The sequence below is a fragment of the Bacillus sp. (in: firmicutes) genome, assembly GCF_031983925.1.
In the GTDB taxonomy this organism is placed as follows: domain Bacteria; phylum Bacillota; class Bacilli; order Bacillales; family Bacillaceae_G; genus Bacillus_A; species Bacillus_A pacificus.
Genome location: NZ_DALYZR010000006.1, coordinates 154,483 through 169,878 on the forward strand (window position 1 = coordinate 154,483; position 15,396 = coordinate 169,878).

The following is a 15,396-nucleotide window of genomic DNA, read 5'->3' on the forward strand; positions in this document are numbered from 1 at the left end:
AATAGTTCAATTTCTTCCTACTAAAGGAATGGATAGAAGTAGAGTTCATTATAAAAACAATGTATAGTGAATATGTATACCATGTTTGTCTGAAAGATAGAAAGGGCACAATATGGAATAACGATCGTGTATAGGATGTGTCTTCCGAATGGAACAACATATTGGCGAGTTAATCGCACATTATGGGTATTTTGGAATTATTATAGCTTTGGCCGGTGGGATTGTTGGATTACCGATACCAGACGAGTTTTTATTGACTTTCGTTGGTTATAACGTTTCAAAAGGCGTTATGTCAGGAGCTGCTGCGTTTTTAAGTGGGATGGCTGGTGCGATGTTAGGCATTACATTAAGCTACATATTAGGTTTAAAACTTGGACTCCCTGTTTTAAAAAAATATGGACCGAAAATTAGAATTAAAGAACATCACATTGAAAAAACACATATTTTATTTGAAAAATATGGCCCATTTCTTTTAATAGTTGGTTATTTTATCCCAGGAGTACGTCATTTAACAGCGTATTTTGCTGGGATGTCGAATTTAACACTTTGGCGTTTTTGTTTGTACGCTTACGGTGGTGCGTTTATTTGGATAAGTGTTTTTATTGGACTTGGCTGGAAGTTAGGAGAGAAGTGGCGTTTTGTTGAGTATAGTTTGCATCATTATGGAATATGGATTTTATCCATTTCAGTAGTTGTTACATGTGTCGTATGGTTTTACATAAAGAAAAAGAAAAACCGCGAGTAGCGGTTTTTTTAGCTGAAAGCAATAAATAGTACACCAGCTGTAATAAAGACAACACCAATACCAGTCATAAAGTTTAATTTTTCGCCGAGTATAATCATAGCGAGAATGATAGAAAATACGACGCTTAATTTATCGACAGGAGCTACTTGTGAAACTTTTCCTGTTTTAAGTGCAAGAAAATAAAATAGCCATGACGAAGCACCTGCAACTCCACTTAATGTGATAAAAAGCAGTGCTTTTTTATTTAGAAGTACGTCGCCAATATTTTGAAATTTACCTTGTATAATAATAACGCCTACCATAAATAATGCCATGATAATAGAACGAACTGTCGTAGCAACATTGGCATCGATTCCATCTAAACCAATCTTACCGAAAATAGATACAAGGGCAGCAGCAATTGCTGATAATAGTGCGAATAAGAGCCATGAACTCATAGTAAAATTCCTCCAATCTTACATTATTATACATGAAAATCATTCTCACGTATAAAGTGAATGGGGTTTTACCGCCTCGCAAAGAGCTGGATAGATAACGAAATAATCCCCACCTTATATTTTTCATAAGGTGGGGATTATTATACTACTCTGCAATTTCTTCATATAAAAAGTACGTTACATTATAAATATGTTCTACTTCATCATCTGTCATAAACAATAATTCGTCACGCTCAATCCCTTTTTTCTTTTCGATAAACTCAATCATGTTTTTACGTTCTTCTCTTTTCATCAATTTTATTTCTCCTCTCAATCTGTTTTAATACAGTTTATTTAAGTTAATGCTATTATATAACAGAATCTTTAGAAAGTTCCACCTATTTTATTGTTTTTTTCAGAAGAACTTTTCGACAAAACAAGCCCACCTAAAGGGGGGCTTGTTTCACTTTATAGTCGTAAAAACTGGGGCTCCGTCGTACCGGCACCATCGATGTAATAAATTGTATCGGGGTTGATTTTAATTAGTACATAATTAGGGTCTTCAGGACCGAGTAACCAACGCTTTAAGCTATTATTCCAAAACTTGTTTTTTAATGTGGAATCTTCCTCGATGGAGGCTAAGCCTTCCACTTCGATATAATCTTCATCTAATTTTTTTCCTTCACGACCAAGTAGTATATGTACATTTGGATTGTTTTCAATATCTGTTATCTTTTTTGATTGTCGATCTGTTGCAACATATAGTACAAAATCTTCGTGGAAAAACATCATAAAGGCGCTATGAGGTTTCTCATTTCGTACTGTAGATAATACACCGGTACGTTGACCTTGAATAATAGTTGCGATTTTTTCTTTTAAGTGCATAATTTTAACCCCTTTTCATAATTTATAATTCTGTCTGTTTCAACAAGATAATTTAAATATCTTTCATACTGTTTTCTTCAATCCGATTTTTTAAACGCAATTGTGATGAAATCGGACAAGTTAGGAGAAGAATAATAATAATATCGAGGAGAAATACATACGATGGAAGGATGAAAAGCATGTTTAATAAAATATTTCTTATAGTAGCGCTTATAGGTGTACCACTGTCTGTACTTGGGAAAACACTTCATTGGCCTCAAACAATTATGTTCGCTGTGTATTGTATTACGATTATCGCATTAGCGGGTTTTATGGGGAGAGCGACAGAAAGTTTGGCAATTGTATCTGGTCCTAGAATAGGTGGATTATTAAATGCTACTTTCGGTAACGCTGTTGAACTAATCATTTCAATTTTTGCACTTCAGGCAGGATTAATTGAGGTAGTGTTAGCTTCTTTAACGGGTTCTGTACTTGGAAATTTATTATTAGTAGGAGGGCTATCCTTCTTTGTGGGAGGGCTTAAATATAAAAGACAAAGTTTTAATGTGTATGATGCAAGGCATAATTCGGCTTTATTAATCTTTGCTGTAGTAGTAGCATTTGTTATTCCAGAGATTTTTTCAATGAAGATGGACGCTGGAAAGACGTATCAGTTAAGTATAGGTGTCTCGATTATTATGATTATTATGTACCTTGCTGCATTGCTATTTAAGTTAGTTACGCACCGTGGTGTATATCAGCATAAAAGTGATGAAGTCGCTCATGAGGAAGAACCAGAGTGGTCGAAAGGGAAAGCATTACTCATTTTAGCGATAGCAACAATTGCGGTAGCGTATGTGTCAGAGGCGCTCGTGCATACATTTGAGACAGTTGCAAAATCATTTGGTTGGTCAGAACTATTTATAGGGGTTATTATCGTCGCAATTGTCGGGAATGCAGCGGAACATGCATCTGCAATTATTATGGCGTATAAAAATAAAGTAAACATTGCAGTTGAGATTGCAATAGGTTCTACATTACAAATTGCCATGTTTGTTGCTCCTGTATTAGTACTGCTTTCTATGTTCTTCACGCAAAGGATGCCTTTAGTATTTACGATACCAGAACTTGTTTCTATGATTACAGCTGTTTTCTTAACGATTGCGATTTCAAATGATGGAGATACAAATTGGTTTGAAGGTGGGACTTTATTAGCAGCGTATGTCATTATGGGAATTGGTTTTTATTTATTATGAAAAATAGGCATAACAATTGTGCCCAGAGAAAACAATAAACAAAGTAGTATATATACCTTTACATAGGAAGGAGCCAGACAGGTGAAACGAGTATACAGCATATGTCTTTCAACTATGGTCTCGTTTATTCTATTATTTCCTAACATGAGTTTTGCAAAGACAACGGTAGAAACAAAAATGCCTTCATCTGTTTTAAATATTTCTAAAGACAATACGTTTCCGAATGATGCGCAAGATTTACCGCGTTTGCAGCCGAGTAAGTTTGCTCAAGAACTATTGAAAACAGCGAATATTAAAATCGAAAACCCAGACTTAATTCGAATGTTTAATGAAACGACAATTTCGAATGCGCCGCTTGCGGTAGGGTACCGAGCGAAGATTTATTTAGGTCAATGGGCTTTGCATTATGAATCGGTTGATACATCAATCAATTGGGAATATAAACAAGTAAATCGCAATGTGTATGATAATCGAGGAGGAGATCGCCTATATCCGCTACGCTATAAGCAAGAAACGCAAAAGACGGTTGAAGGCGATTTAACAGCAGATATGAAAGATGCTGCAGATGTGAAGAAAATGATGCTTCTCAAAGCACTTGAAAAGGTACAATTGCCGCTTTCATTTAAAACGACTATTGGTTATGGCACAGGACATGAACGTGTGTATAACATTAGTCCGAGTCAACTTGGATATTTATATGCTTATACACCAGCAGTAAATGAAAAAGGGAAAGTAACATTTGGAGAAGTATACCTTGTATTAAAGGGAAATCAAAAAAGGCTCGTTGTAAAAAATATTACTTCTCAAGGAATTGGAGCGGCTATTCCAATTCATGATCATTTGTATTTTAAATTCATTTCTTCTTCTCACTCGCAATAACATAAAAAAACGTCAGCTTATAAGCTGACGTTTTTTTATAATGTAATATTTGCTGTTTTTGATAAGAAATCTTCTGTCGGATAGTAGCTGTTTTTTACAAGAACATTTGGTCCAAGACACTTTACTGCAGGACAGTGACAGCTTAATGATTTTGCTGTTTTTGAAGCGCTCCATTTTTCATACGCTTCTTGTAACGTATTTGTTTGTATGTTTCCTAGAAGTGGAACATCACCAAAGTCCGTTACAATAATATTTCCATCGAAAATATTTACATTTAAACGAGAACGGCCATCCGGATCATTACGAACTGTGACATTTTTGCTCTTTTGTAATTTTTTAAATGTGGCAATGTCTCGCTCGTCATCGCTACAAGCATAGAAAGGTAAAGTTCCAAATAACATCCATACATTTTCATCGCGAATTTCTAGTAAATGCTCAATTGCATCACGAATTTCAGCTTTTGTTAAAATCTCTAGATTACTCGCAAAGTCACTTGGATACATTGGGTGAACCTCATGACGTTTACATCCCATTTCGTCAACGATTTGACGATGAATATGTTCAATGTGTGGTAGAGTTCGTTTATTCAGCATCGTTTCAGCAGATACAAGTACACCTGCATCTGATAGAGCTTTACTATTTGTAATCATTCGTTCAAATAACTTTGCACGTTGTTCATACGTAGGTTTACGCTCCATCATTGCAAATCCACCTTCAACGAAATCATCAATTGTTCCCCAGTTATGAGAAATGTGCAGTACGTCTAAATAAGGAATAATTTGCTCGTAACGTGCTAAATCTATAGTTAAGTTTGAGTTGATTTGAGTGCGAACGCCTCGTTCATGGGCATATTTTAAGAGTGGTGTTACATAGTTGTCGACGGATTTTTTTGAAAGCATAGGTTCTCCGCCAGTAATACTTAAAGAACGTAAATGAGGAATCTCATCTAATCGTTTTAATAAAAGATCCATCGGAAGCGGATTCGGGTCTTTCGGCTGTAACGTGTAACCAACAGCGCAATGCTCACAGCGCATATTGCATAACGTCGTCGTTGTAAACTCAACATTTGTTAATAGTAGTTTGCCGTACTCTTCAAGGTCCATATACGCTTCCCATGGATCGTAAGAAGGAGTAATCGGCTTCATTTTTTGTGATATCGTCATATGAAATACTCCTTTGACTATTGAAATAACAATTTGTCCATTCTCTATAATAGAAGAATATGTACTTTTTATAAAGTGAAACTTTTTAGAGGAAAAAGAGAGAGGGCTTACATTATAGTGAATAACCGTGACAAAATTGATGAAATTACATACCCATTGTAATCATTTTTGCGGTATAATAAAAGCAACTCGAATTAAAAGGAGAGTGCCTTCATGGGAAAAGCAATTCAAGATAAAGATACACAATTAGTATATTTAAAGGAACGTTTAAATATGTTCATTGAAGTAATTGATACAATTGAACCTGAAGAAGTAGAATTAGAAGATGTAGATCGTCTTCTTGCAATGTTAGATGAATTAGAATTAAAATGTGAGCAATTTAAAAAAGACGAATAATATATTAAAAAGGCTGCCAATTCCAATTTGGTAGCCTTTTTCTGTGTGGATAATAGAAGGACGATAGAAAAAGAGGTATAATCAAGTTGTGAAAAATTTCATTTATGCTTGAATAGCGTGAAACAAATAAAAAGTGAAAGAGCATAACAATGAAATTTTCAGCTCATAACGTTTTGGTAGCGTTCACAATTGAGGGGGAAGTAACAATGGAAAAGCTTCAAGAAAGCATGTATCAACTAATTGTTGAAACGTCAACGAACTTACCGAAAGATGTTCGTCGTGCGATTCAACAAGCGAAAGAGCGAGAAAATGCAGGGACTCGTTCTGCGATGGCACTTGGCACAATTACAAATAATATTAAAATGGCTGATGATAACATCTCGCCAATTTGCCAAGATACAGGGATGCCAACGTTTAAAATTTATACACCAGTTGGTGTGAACCAATTAAAGTTGAAGGAAGCCATCTATAATGCGCTTGAGCGGGCGACAAAAGATGGTAAACTTCGTCCAAATTCTGTTGATTCTCTTTTTGGAGACAATAGTGGAAATAATTTAGGACCAGGTACACCGGTAATTAAGTTTGAACAATGGGAAAAAGATTATATTGATGCACGTTTAATCCTAAAGGGTGGTGGCTGTGAGAATAAAAATATTCAGTATAGCTTACCATGCGAACTAGAAGGACTTGGACGAGCTGGCCGTGATTTAGAGGGGATTCGTAAATGCCTTCTTCATGCAGTATATCAAGCGCAAGGTCAAGGATGTAGTGCAGGTGTAATTGGTGTTGGTATCGGGGGAGACCGCACATCAGGTTACGAATTAGCAAAAAATCAATTATTCCGTACATTAGATGATGTTAATCCAATCCCAGAATTACAACAACTTGAAGAGTACGTATTAGAAAATGCGAATAAGCTTGGCATTGGTACGATGGGATTTGGTGGAGAAACAACTTTACTTGGTTGTAAAATTGGCGTATATAACCGTCTGCCAGCTAGTTTCTACGTATCTGTGGCGTATAATTGCTGGGCATATCGCCGCCTTGGCGTAACAATCCATCCTGAAACAGGTGAAATTATGGATTGGTTATATCAAGAAGGTGAAGATACACTGGAGCAAGAAGTACAAGAAAAAACAGAGCAACGTGAAATTGTATTACAAGCACCAATTACAGAAGAGCAAATTCGTGAACTTCGCGTTGGTGATGTTGTAACAATTAATGGCATGATGTATACAGGTCGTGACGCAATTCATAAGCATTTAATGGATAACGATTGTCCAGTAGATTTAAATGGGCAAATTATTTACCACTGTGGTCCAGTTGTTGTGAAAGATGAAAATGACAATTGGCAAATTAAAGCGGCAGGTCCAACGACAAGTATTCGTGAAGAACCGTACCAAGGTGACATTATGAAGAAATTCGGTATTAGAGCTGTCATTGGAAAAGGCGGTATGGGTGCGAAAACATTAGCAGCTTTAGAAGAACACGGCGGTGTATATTTAAACGCAATTGGTGGTGCAGCGCAATATTATGCTGAATGTATTAAAGAAGTGAAAGATGTTGATTTCTTACAATTTGGTATTCCAGAGGCAATGTGGCATTTACGTATCGATGGATTTAAAGCAGTTGTAACAATGGATTCCCACGGTAATAGCTTACATGCAGATGTTGATAAAACATCACTTGAAAAATTAGCTAGCTTTAAAGAGCCAGTATTTAAGTAAACAAAAATGCATCTCGAATCATTCGAGATGCATTTTTTTGGTATATATAGAAAAACATGTTCAGCATGAAAGAATGCGTAGCAACAGAAACTACAAGTACGATTATATATGGAAAGGAGACTATTTATGAAACATAAATGGTTATATATCGGTCTCATTTTTTCAATTATGATGGCACTTGTTCCAGTTTCGGCATTAGCTTATACAAATACTCCACATAACTGGGGAATCCCGCGCCCTAAAAATGAAACAGTACCAGATGCAGGAAAGTTATATACAGATTTACTACAAAAAAATGGCGGTTTTTATTTAGGGGATACGAAGAAAAAAGATATTTATTTAACATTTGATAATGGTTATGAGAATGGATACACAGGGAAAATCTTAGACGTATTAAAAGAGAAAAAAGTACCAGCAACTTTCTTTGTAACGGGGCATTACATTAAAACACAAAAAGATTTATTGTTAAGAATGAAGAATGAAGGACACATTATTGGAAACCATTCTTGGAGCCATCCTGATTTCACAGCGGTAAACGATGAGAAACTTCGTGAAGAATTAACGAGTGTAACGGAAGAAATTAAAAAAGTAACTGGGCAAAAAGAAGTGAAATATGTACGTCCCCCGCGCGGCGTATTTAGTGAAAGAACGTTAGCCCTTACGAAAGAAATGGGCTACTATAATGTATTTTGGTCACTTGCATTTTTGGATTGGAAAGTAGATCAGCAAAGAGGATGGCAATATGCGCATAATAATGTTATGACGATGATTCATCCAGGATCTATTTTATTACTTCATGCCATATCAAAAGATAATGCAGAAGCACTTGCAAAAATCATTGATGATTTGCGCGAGAAAGGGTATCATTTTAAAAGTCTAGATGACTTAGTAAAAAGCAATCAACCGTAAGCATGTATGCTTGCGGTTTTCTCATGCTATAATGATGTGTAAAAAGGATGGGGAAACGTATGTGGAGCGAACATGTTACGTTAGAGTATCCGTATCATTTTGAAGAAGTATTAAAACGTTTATCTTTTGATCCTCTTAACGTCATTCAATTAGATGAGAAAGTTATTTATGTCCCGCTTTGTATAGACGAGGAACAGATTGTTGTTCGTCTGCAAGGGATTGGTACTGTTCAAAATCCACAGTTTTGGATTTCTAGTCAGACAGGAGATTCAGAGAAAGTCATGAAACGAATGAGGGCCATTTTTCATTGGAATGAACCGTTTCAAGATATACAAAATCATTTTTTAAACACATCATTACGTCCACTATTTGAAACATATGCTTATACTCCAATTATTTTAGAATTTGATTATTTTGCTTGTCTTCTTCGCTGTATCATTCATCAACAAATAAATTTGAAATTTGCTACTGTGTTAACAGAACAGTTTGTGAAACGATATGGAACAGAGAAGAACGGTGTATTCTTTTTCCCCACTCCAGAAATAGTAGCAAATATTTCAATAGAGGAATTGAGAGAGCAGAAGTTTAGTCAGCGAAAAGCTGAATATATGGTAGGATTAGCAAAGTGTATTATAGGTGGTAAGTTAGATTTAACTAGAATAGAAAACGAAACAGAAGAAGGAGTTGCAGCACAATTGTTACCAATTAGGGGGATTGGTGCATGGACAGTGCAAAACTTTTTAATGTTTGGGCTTGGACGGAAAAATATGTTTCCGAAAGCAGACATTGGGATTCAGCGTGCAGTACAAGGTGTATTTCAATTAGATGATAAACCTGATGATGCATTTTTAGAAAACGTGAAACAAGAGTGTGAACCATACTGCAGTTATGCAGCGTTATATTTATGGAAAAGTATAGAGTAGAGGTGTAATAATGATACAAAAGCAACATGAGAGTAAGTTGGAAGTTGGTCAAACGTTTCCTGTGACAATTAAACGTCTTGGGATTAACGGAGAAGGCGTTGGTTATTTTAAGAGACAAGTTGTCTTCATTCCAGGGGCATTACCAGGAGAAGAAGTTGTTGCTGAAACGACGAAAATTCAGCGTGGCTTCGCTGAAGCGAAAGTGAAAAAGGTTCGTAAAGCTTCACCACATCGCGTGAAAGCGCCATGTCCGGTATATGAAGAGTGCGGCGGTTGCCAATTGCAACATTTAGACTATAAAGAACAATTAAATCAAAAGCGTGATATCGTTGTACAAGCATTCCAGAAGTATATGAACAACGGTTTGGAAGAGAAAATTCGTCCGACGCTAGGCATGGAAAATCCATGGCATTATCGTAATAAGAGTCAACTACAAGTGGGGCGTAAAGACGAAAAGGTTATTACAGGACTGTATAAACAAAATTCACATCAGTTAATTGATATTGCTCATTGTATGATTCAACATAAAGCAACGAATGAAGCGACAAAAGTTGTAAGACGTATTTTAGAAAAATTAAATGTTTCTATTTACAATGAGAAAAAACAAAAAGGTTTAGTACGTACAATTGTGACACGTACTGCAGTTCAAACAGGGGAAGTACAAGTTACACTTATTACAACAAAAGAAGAGTTGCCAAATAAAGAACAATTTATTGCAGAAGTACAAAAACAGATGCCAGCTGTTAAATCAATTATGCAAAATGTAAACTGGCGTAAAACATCTGTTATTTTTGGTGATAAAACATTTAAATTAGCTGGAAAAGAAGTAATTCAAGAAACACTTGGTGATTTATCATTTGAATTATCAGCACGTGCATTCTTCCAGTTGAATCCAGAACAAACGGTTGTTTTATATAATGAAGCGAAAAAAGCCGCTGCCTTAACTGGAAATGAGAAAATTGTAGATGCGTATTGTGGCGTTGGTACAATTGGACTTTGGCTTGCAAATGATGCGGCGGAAGTACGTGGTATGGATGTAATTCCAGAAGCAATTGCAGATGCAAGAAAAAATGCGAAGCGTCACGGATTTACAAATACGAAATATGAAGCAGGTAAAGCTGAACAATGGTTACCGAAATGGGTAAAAGAAGGATGGCGTCCAGATGTAATTGTTGTCGATCCACCTCGTACAGGTTGCGATGATAAATTACTGGAAACAATTTTAAAAGTGAAGCCGAAACAAGTTGTTTACGTATCTTGTAACCCTTCTTCATTAGCACGTGATGTACAAGCGTTAATGAAGAGCTATGAAGTGGAATATGTACAACCAGTTGATATGTTCCCGCATACAGCTCATGTAGAAAATGTAGTGAAGCTTGTTAGAAAGTAAAGTTTATTAATATTCCCTCATGGTATGAGGGAATATTTTCTATGAAGGAGAATATTATGCACAATTATAAATTAACGATTCAGTACGACGGTGCACGTTTTAAAGGATGGCAGCGTCTCGGTAATAACGATAATACGATTCAAGGAAAAATCGAAAGTGTCATTTCTGAAATGGTCGGAAAAGAAACTGAAATTATCGGTTGTAGTAGAACAGACGCTGGTGTGCATGCTTTGAATCAAGTTGCTAACTTTCAAAGTGATGAGAAGTTAGTGGAACATAAAGTAAAAAAATATTTAAATCAATATTTACCTAATGATATTAGTATTACGAATGTAGAAGAAGTACATGATCGATTCCATGCCCGTTACAATTCTAAAGCAAAAACATACCTTTATAAAATTTGGAATGAAGAGCACACGAACCCATTTATGCGTAAATACAGCATGCATGTGAATAAAAAATTAAATGTGAAAAGCATGAAAGAAGCCGCGAAACATTTAGTTGGTTCACATGACTTTACTGCTTTTTCAAATGCAAAATCAAAGAAAAAGTCTATGGTGCGAGAAGTATATACACTTGAAGTGATGGAAGAAGCAGGATTTGTACAAATTAGAGTAAGTGGTAACGGATTCCTTCATAACATGGTCCGAAAAATTGTTGGAGCATTAATTGAAGTTGGGTTAGGACAATTAGATGCAGAGGCGATTCCACAGATTTTAGAGGCGAAACAACGTAATCAGATTAATTGCCTTGCTGAGGCGAGTGGTTTGTATTTGGAGAATGTTGAGTTTTAATAGTAATAAAAAAATCGAGCTGTGTAGGCTCGATTTTTTATGTTTTGGCGTTAAGAAGATTTTTCTTTCTTCATACGTATCTTCAAATTCCAAAAAGCAGCAAGCATAATAGCTGCAAAAGAGCCGCTAATTGTTGCTAATAGTTTTGCATAAGGATAGGCGTTTATATCAACTAGTAACATCATACATACAATGGTAGGGAAGAAGGCTAAGTATTGTAATAACTTTAATTTGTTATCATTACTCATATATATCGTTCCTTTCTAGTATGTTATATGTTTATTGTAGCATATTTTACCAAATGTTTATTTGTACTTGGAAAAAATTTAATGCGGTTTTAGTAGGAAATAAAAGTTAGGCTAGTAATCAGTGGAAGATGGACAAAATCTCCACTGATTAACGTCTTATTTTATATGTGTAAATGCAATTTTTTAATTCGATATTGTAAGTTTTGCCTACTTAATCCTAAAAACTTTGCAGCTTGTGAAATATTACCGTGATACTCTTTCAAAATTTGAGTGATGTAGTTCTTTTCCATTGCTTCTATTGTGTGCTTTAACGTTTTTGGCGCATCAGTATCGTTATTAGTTAGGAGAGGTTGCATATTGAATTCTTTTTTTATTCGTTCGCGAAAGCGAGTGGGAAGGTGAAACGCTGTAATGATATTTTCATCTTCAACTAAATTCATTGAACCTTCAATGACATGTTCCAATTCTCGTACGTTTCCAGGCCAATCATATGCATATAAGAATTCTCTTACATGTATATCTACATCTGTTACGCCGAGTCCAAATTGAATGTTGTACTTTTCGATAAAGTGCTGAACAAGAGCTGGAATATCTTCTTTTCGTTCACGTAAAGGCGGGAGACATAAAGTAACGACGCTTAATCTGTAATATAAGTCTTCCCGCAATCGATTGTGTTTCATAGCTTCAAGAGGGTCTTCATTAATAGTTGCTATAATACGAACATCAATTTCTTTTTCTTGTGTGCCTCCGATTCTTCGTATTGTTTTTTCTTGTATAGCTCGCAGTAACTTCGCTTGAAGTGCTGGACTTAACGAATTGATCTCATCTAATAACAAAGTTCCTCCGTTTGCTTCTTCAAATAAACCGGCTTTATCGATAGCTCCTGTAAATGCACCGCGGTTCGTACCAAATAATAAGCTTTCCATGAGTGTATCAGGTATAGCGGCACAGTTTTGCGAAATAAATGGTTTGCCCGAACGTTGACTTTCATTATGGATACTTTGTGCAAATAGTTCTTTTCCAGTTCCTGTTTCTCCTACGAGAAGTATGGAGGATGATGTGCGAATTACCCTTTTTCCTTCCGCAATGGTGGATTGAATGGCTTCAGAATCACCAATTATGTGATCAAAGGTAAATTTAGTGTTTTGTTTTCGGGAAGAGTCCATTTTTATTGTTTGCTTTAAGTGATTCATCTCTTTTGAAATTTCAATAGCGCCTTTAATTTTCCCGTTTTCTATTATTGGGAAAGTATCGTTAATCGTCGTAATTTCTTGCCCTTTATTGTTAAAATAAGTTTGTTTTATATTTTTGTTTGTTTTTCCTAATTTTAATGCTTCTATAAGAGTACTATTTTTATTTTCTTCAAATGCGAATACTTCTAAAGGACTTTTATATAGCACATCTGAGCGCTCCATTGATTCAATTTCCATCATTTTACGGTTATAGATAATCGTTTTACCTTCCTCATTAATAATATGAATCCCGATATCGAGTTCATTGAGCAAAGTTTCATATAGCATATTCATTTCAATGATCTGTTTCAAATTAATTTCTTCTGTACGCATAGATTATCTTCTCCTCATTTCACCCTATGAAGACTGACTTTTTATAATTTTATTAAAATTCTTATAAAATCGCAAAATTTTTTTGCGATTTTCCTTTTAAAACTTCTTACACGGTAGAAAAAATTTGCGGTTATGAAGATTTTTTTGTGAGGAACCCCCATTTTAAATAGGAATTTAAGATTGGTACGCATTTTGCATAAAGAATAGTTGAAATCTCTAAAGGAGGGATATGCAACGTTTCAGTACCAATTAATAAGAAGGAGGAGTGTATAAAGTGAAGACGGTTATAGAAGGCGTGTATAGTCCTTGTTACGGGAAAGTTGAGAAGTTATTTGTTACGGAAAATTCTTACGTATACGAATGGGAGAAATTAGCGTTAATTGAAACAATAGATAAACAGAAAGTAGAAATTAAGGTAGGAATCAGTGGGTATATCGAGTCATTAGAAGTAGTAGAAGGACAAGCTATCGCTAATAAAAAGTTATTAATAACAGTGAGGGATGATCTTTTAATAACAGGTAGTGATTAATACTATGTATTTTGCTCTTTTCAATAATTATTTTTCGTATAAACAATTTTAAAAACGCTTACATGAAATGGGTTTCCAAAGGGAAAAGGGGGGGATTTGTATGATGGATCAAAACCAAGGATTAAAAAGGGAATTGAAAAGCAGACACATATTTATGATTGCACTTGGAGGAGTTATTGGTACCGGACTTTTTTTAGGATCGGGGTATACAATTCATGAAGCTGGGCCTGGAGGAGCGATTGTAGCTTATCTTGTTGGAGGATTTGTTATGTATTTAACGATGCTCTGTCTCGGAGAATTAGCTGTTGCGATGCCTGACGCAGGATCTTATCAAACGTATGCTACGAAGCATATTTCCCCTGCAGCGGGTTATGTAGTCGGATGGATGTCGTGGCTAAACTGGTCGGCTACAATAGGTATTGAACTCATTGCAGTTAGTATTTTAATGAAACGATGGTTTCCTGATGTACCGTCTTGGATTTGGTGCGTAGTGTTTGCGGTACTACTTTTTGCTATTAACGCGTTATCTTCAAGAAGTTTTGCAGAAGTTGAATTTTGGTTTGCAAGTATTAAAGTCATTACAATCATTGCATTTATTATTTTGGGCGGGGCAGCAATGTTTGGTTTTCTAGATATGAAAGGAAATGAACCAGCACCAATGTTTTCTAGCTTTACTGATTATGGTGGGTTATTTCCAAATGGATTATCCGCTATTTTAATTACGATGATTGCTGTTAATTTTTCCTTCCAAGGAACAGAGCTAGTTGGTATTGCAGCTGGAGAGAGTGAAAATCCAGAAAAGACAATCCCGAAGGCAATTAATAATACAGTTTGGCGTATACTTGTGTTCTTTGTATTATCTATTTTCATTCTTGCAGGATTATTCCCATGGCAACAAGCAGGAGTGATAGAAAGTCCATTCGTAGTTGTATTTGATAAAATTGGTATTCCTTATGCAGCTGATATTATCAATTTCGTTATCATTACAGCAGTATTATCCGTTGCGAATTCAGGGCTATATGCAACTTCTCGTATGCTATGGTCTATGTCTAATCAAGGAATGATTAGTCCGATTTTTAGTAAGTTATCTAAAAGCGGCGTTCCAATTTATGCATTGATTGTAAGTACAATTGTAGGTTGTCTCTCATTACTATCAGGTATTTATGCGGAAGATACAGTTTATTTATGGTTGCTTTCTATTGCTGGATTTGGAGCAATACTAGTTTGGGCATCTATTGCTCTATCTAACTTATTAGCTAGAAGGGCGTATATAAAGCAGGGCGGGGATGTGAAAGACTTGAAATTTAAAACACCGCTATATCCATTCGTACCACTTCTTGCATTAGTATTAAATGTAACAGTAATTGTTGCTATGGCCTTTATTCCAGAACAAAGAATGGCATTGTATTGTGGTATTCCCTTTATGATTGTTTGTTTACTGTTTTACCGTGCGACAAGAAATAAGGGGAGTAACTTAGAGCATATTGAAAAGACAAAGACAACAGAAATAGAGAGTTTATAATAGTGATTAATTTGGAGACTGTAAAATTGTAAACAGTCTCTTTTTTTTGTGAAAATAAAGCTGGGAACAT

The 15,396-nt window shown here is 35.5% G+C and carries 17 protein-coding genes; 11 read left to right on the forward strand and 6 right to left on the reverse strand.

What is annotated here, in order from left to right:
- Positions 1-148: 148 nt before the first annotated feature.
- On the forward strand, positions 149-745 hold the full coding sequence (locus RTP99_RS18760) for a DedA family protein (protein WP_000434852.1): 597 nt from the start codon (positions 149-151) through the stop codon (positions 743-745).
- An 8-nt stretch (positions 746-753) separates the two neighbouring features.
- Here RTP99_RS18760 and RTP99_RS18765 read toward each other — a convergent pair whose 3' ends face one another.
- From RTP99_RS18765 to RTP99_RS18775, 3 genes are all read right to left on the reverse strand, one after another.
- On the reverse strand, positions 754-1,182 hold the full coding sequence (locus RTP99_RS18765; protein WP_000100306.1) for an EamA family transporter: 429 nt from the start codon (positions 1,180-1,182) through the stop codon (positions 754-756).
- A 145-nt stretch (positions 1,183-1,327) separates the two neighbouring features.
- On the reverse strand, positions 1,328-1,474 hold the full coding sequence (locus RTP99_RS18770; RefSeq protein WP_000817786.1) for a BH0509 family protein: 147 nt from the start codon (positions 1,472-1,474) through the stop codon (positions 1,328-1,330).
- 155 nt (positions 1,475-1,629) lie between these two features.
- The gene (locus RTP99_RS18775; RefSeq protein WP_000550218.1) at positions 1,630-2,046 is read right to left on the reverse strand and encodes a pyridoxamine 5'-phosphate oxidase family protein; all 417 of its coding nucleotides are present in this window, start codon (positions 2,044-2,046) and stop codon (positions 1,630-1,632) included.
- 179 nt (positions 2,047-2,225) lie between these two features.
- Between RTP99_RS18775 and cax the strand changes: the two genes are divergently transcribed.
- Positions 2,226-3,281 carry a calcium/proton exchanger gene (cax, locus tag RTP99_RS18780; RefSeq protein ID WP_000482144.1) on the forward strand — a complete coding sequence of 352 codons (1,056 nt, stop codon included), beginning with the start codon at positions 2,226-2,228 and terminating at the stop codon, positions 3,279-3,281.
- Between the two features lie 81 nt (positions 3,282-3,362).
- Positions 3,363-4,160 carry a YfkD famly protein gene (locus RTP99_RS18785; protein WP_014893338.1) on the forward strand — a complete coding sequence of 266 codons (798 nt, stop codon included), beginning with the start codon at positions 3,363-3,365 and terminating at the stop codon, positions 4,158-4,160.
- Positions 4,161-4,195: 35 nt separating this feature from the next.
- On the opposite strand, the gene yfkAB is transcribed toward RTP99_RS18785, so the two are convergent.
- The gene (yfkAB, locus tag RTP99_RS18790; protein WP_000156010.1) at positions 4,196-5,323 is read right to left on the reverse strand and encodes a radical SAM/CxCxxxxC motif protein YfkAB; all 1,128 of its coding nucleotides are present in this window, start codon (positions 5,321-5,323) and stop codon (positions 4,196-4,198) included.
- A 213-nt stretch (positions 5,324-5,536) separates the two neighbouring features.
- Between yfkAB and RTP99_RS18795 the strand changes: the two genes are divergently transcribed.
- The 6 genes from RTP99_RS18795 to truA all read left to right on the forward strand — a co-directional run bounded on the left by RTP99_RS18795 (position 5,537) and on the right by truA (position 11,462).
- Positions 5,537-5,719, forward strand: coding sequence for an SE1561 family protein (locus RTP99_RS18795; RefSeq protein ID WP_000513558.1), 183 nt, complete (start codon positions 5,537-5,539; stop codon positions 5,717-5,719).
- 206 nt (positions 5,720-5,925) lie between these two features.
- Complete coding sequence (fumA, locus tag RTP99_RS18800; protein ID WP_000413517.1) at positions 5,926-7,446, forward strand: class I fumarate hydratase; 1,521 nt, start codon at positions 5,926-5,928, stop codon at positions 7,444-7,446.
- A gap of 126 nt (positions 7,447-7,572) precedes the next feature.
- Positions 7,573-8,355 carry a delta-lactam-biosynthetic de-N-acetylase gene (gene pdaA / locus RTP99_RS18805; protein ID WP_000681212.1) on the forward strand — a complete coding sequence of 261 codons (783 nt, stop codon included), beginning with the start codon at positions 7,573-7,575 and terminating at the stop codon, positions 8,353-8,355.
- Positions 8,356-8,414: 59 nt separating this feature from the next.
- Positions 8,415-9,278, forward strand: coding sequence for a DNA-3-methyladenine glycosylase family protein (locus RTP99_RS18810; RefSeq protein WP_000269445.1), 864 nt, complete (start codon positions 8,415-8,417; stop codon positions 9,276-9,278).
- A 10-nt stretch (positions 9,279-9,288) separates the two neighbouring features.
- Positions 9,289-10,668 (forward strand): 23S rRNA (uracil(1939)-C(5))-methyltransferase RlmD, encoded by a 1,380-nt coding sequence (rlmD, locus tag RTP99_RS18815; protein WP_000615223.1) that lies wholly within the window; start codon positions 9,289-9,291, stop codon positions 10,666-10,668.
- A gap of 56 nt (positions 10,669-10,724) precedes the next feature.
- Positions 10,725-11,462: a tRNA pseudouridine(38-40) synthase TruA gene (gene truA, locus RTP99_RS18820; RefSeq protein WP_000553123.1), complete on the forward strand. Its 738-nt coding sequence runs from the start codon at positions 10,725-10,727 to the stop codon at positions 11,460-11,462.
- A 50-nt stretch (positions 11,463-11,512) separates the two neighbouring features.
- Here truA and RTP99_RS18825 read toward each other — a convergent pair whose 3' ends face one another.
- The gene (locus RTP99_RS18825; RefSeq protein ID WP_000063916.1) at positions 11,513-11,710 is read right to left on the reverse strand and encodes a hypothetical protein; all 198 of its coding nucleotides are present in this window, start codon (positions 11,708-11,710) and stop codon (positions 11,513-11,515) included.
- A gap of 161 nt (positions 11,711-11,871) precedes the next feature.
- Complete coding sequence (locus RTP99_RS18830; protein ID WP_001258436.1) at positions 11,872-13,275, reverse strand: sigma-54 interaction domain-containing protein; 1,404 nt, start codon at positions 13,273-13,275, stop codon at positions 11,872-11,874.
- 274 nt (positions 13,276-13,549) lie between these two features.
- Here RTP99_RS18830 and RTP99_RS18835 point away from each other — a divergent pair, with 274 nt between their 5' ends.
- Positions 13,550-13,804: a biotin/lipoyl attachment domain-containing protein gene (locus RTP99_RS18835; protein ID WP_000859488.1), complete on the forward strand. Its 255-nt coding sequence runs from the start codon at positions 13,550-13,552 to the stop codon at positions 13,802-13,804.
- A 100-nt stretch (positions 13,805-13,904) separates the two neighbouring features.
- On the forward strand, positions 13,905-15,326 hold the full coding sequence (locus RTP99_RS18840) for an amino acid permease (protein WP_000969258.1): 1,422 nt from the start codon (positions 13,905-13,907) through the stop codon (positions 15,324-15,326).
- The last annotated feature ends 70 nt before the right edge of the window (positions 15,327-15,396 follow it).

Bases quoted from the DNA above. Each gene is read 5' to 3' on its own strand.
- RTP99_RS18825 (WP_000063916.1), bottom strand. From the start codon at position 11,710: ATGAGTAATGATAACAAATTAAAGTTATTACAATACTTAGCCTTCTTC.
- RTP99_RS18765 (WP_000100306.1), bottom strand. From the start codon at position 1,182: ATGAGTTCATGGCTCTTATTCGCACTATTATCAGCAATTGCTGCTGCC.
- rlmD (WP_000615223.1), top strand. From the start codon at position 9,289: ATGATACAAAAGCAACATGAGAGTAAGTTGGAAGTTGGTCAAACGTTT.
- RTP99_RS18810 (WP_000269445.1), top strand. From the start codon at position 8,415: ATGTGGAGCGAACATGTTACGTTAGAGTATCCGTATCATTTTGAAGAA.
- RTP99_RS18760 (WP_000434852.1), top strand. From the start codon at position 149: ATGGAACAACATATTGGCGAGTTAATCGCACATTATGGGTATTTTGGA.
- RTP99_RS18795 (WP_000513558.1), top strand. From the start codon at position 5,537: ATGGGAAAAGCAATTCAAGATAAAGATACACAATTAGTATATTTAAAG.
- RTP99_RS18830 (WP_001258436.1), bottom strand. From the start codon at position 13,275: ATGCGTACAGAAGAAATTAATTTGAAACAGATCATTGAAATGAATATG.
- truA (WP_000553123.1), top strand. From the start codon at position 10,725: ATGCACAATTATAAATTAACGATTCAGTACGACGGTGCACGTTTTAAA.
- RTP99_RS18775 (WP_000550218.1), bottom strand. From the start codon at position 2,046: ATGCACTTAAAAGAAAAAATCGCAACTATTATTCAAGGTCAACGTACC.
- pdaA (WP_000681212.1), top strand. From the start codon at position 7,573: ATGAAACATAAATGGTTATATATCGGTCTCATTTTTTCAATTATGATG.
- RTP99_RS18770 (WP_000817786.1), bottom strand. From the start codon at position 1,474: ATGAAAAGAGAAGAACGTAAAAACATGATTGAGTTTATCGAAAAGAAA.
- RTP99_RS18840 (WP_000969258.1), top strand. From the start codon at position 13,905: ATGATGGATCAAAACCAAGGATTAAAAAGGGAATTGAAAAGCAGACAC.
- cax (WP_000482144.1), top strand. From the start codon at position 2,226: ATGTTTAATAAAATATTTCTTATAGTAGCGCTTATAGGTGTACCACTG.
- yfkAB (WP_000156010.1), bottom strand. From the start codon at position 5,323: ATGACGATATCACAAAAAATGAAGCCGATTACTCCTTCTTACGATCCA.
- fumA (WP_000413517.1), top strand. From the start codon at position 5,926: ATGGAAAAGCTTCAAGAAAGCATGTATCAACTAATTGTTGAAACGTCA.